Source organism: Candidatus Symbiopectobacterium sp. NZEC135, assembly GCF_025962695.1.
In genome coordinates this window covers 1-816 of the sequence record NZ_JAGFPF010000954.1, presented here as the reverse complement: position 1 = coordinate 816, position 816 = coordinate 1, and the positions used below count along the sequence as shown (strand labels likewise).

1 protein-coding gene is annotated in these 816 nt (G+C 55.1%); it reads left to right on the top strand.

All coding sequences use genetic code 11. The features are described from left to right. A partial coding sequence (locus tag J5224_RS31690) for a carbohydrate porin (RefSeq protein ID WP_264628944.1) occupies positions 1 to 816 on the top strand: 816 nt, incomplete at both ends.

Sequence of the window (816 nt, the reverse complement as noted above, 5' to 3'; positions counted from 1 at the left end):
AGTGACAACGGCGGTTTCGAATTTCATGGCTATGCGCGCTCCGGCCTGTTGATGAATAATTCAGCGGCAAAAACGCAAGGTGGCCCCTCGGTGACGCCTGCGGGAGAAACTGGCGGTCATGTCGGACGTCTGGGCAACGAGCCGGATACCTACGTTGAATTAAACCTTGAACATAAACAGACATTGGCGAGCGGTGCCACTACCCGATTCAAGGTGATGCTGGCCGATGGACAGCGCAGCTATAACGACTGGACGGCATCCAGCAGCGATCTCAATCTGCGTCAGGCGTTTACCGAACTGGGCCATTTGCCGACGTTCACCGGGGCGTTTAAAGACAGCACGGTATGGGCGGGGAAACGCTTCGATCGCGATAACTTCGATATCCACTGGATTGATTCCGATGTGGTATTCCTCGCAGGGACCGGCGCGGGTATCTACGATATGCGCTTGGATGAGAACGCGCATAGCAATTTCTCGGTTTATGGCCGCACTTTCGGGGACATCGAGAACAGTGAGAATACAGCGCAGAATTACATTCTCAGCCTCAATCATTTTCAGGGGCCGGTTCAACTGATGGTCAGCGGTATGCGTGCTAAAGATAACGATGCGCGGCGCGATGTGGATAACCATCTGGTGAAAGGCGATGCTGCTAACAACGGGGTCCACGCGCTGTTGGGGTTACACAATGAGAGTTTCTATGGCGTGCGCGAAGGCTCATCCAAGACTGCGTTGCTGTATGGGCACGGGTTGGGGGCTGAGGTGAAGTCGATAGGCTCTGACGGTGCGCTGTTGCCAGAGGCGAATACCTGGCGGCTG